Here is a 255-nt window from a genome sequence, read left to right as displayed (position 1 = left end):
AAAATCTGGCCTTATCGACAAATGAAAAGAGAGAGCGGATAGAGCCGGATCATCCGCAGATCCCGGTCTGCAGGCAGTGTGAATTGTTGAGGCTGCCTCGCTCCAGCTACTACTACCAACCCATGGAGGTGTCCGGGTTCGAAACGGAGTTGATGCGCCTGATAGACAGGCAGTACATGGAGACCCCCTTCTACGGCATTCGTCGCATGACCGCCTGGCTCAATCGGAAGGGCTACCCTGTCAATCACAAGCGCG

The 255-nt window shown here is 55.3% G+C and carries 1 protein-coding gene; it reads left to right on the top strand.

All coding sequences use genetic code 11. The features are described from left to right. Window positions 1-255 (top strand): IS3 family transposase (locus tag MWC30_RS22325; RefSeq protein ID WP_244086371.1); only part of this gene is annotated, 255 nt, incomplete at both ends.

The sequence above is a fragment of the Desulforhabdus sp. TSK genome (assembly GCF_022836495.1).
GTDB lineage: Bacteria > Desulfobacterota > Syntrophobacteria > Syntrophobacterales > Syntrophobacteraceae > Desulforhabdus.
This window is presented reverse-complemented; position numbering and strand designations above follow the sequence as displayed.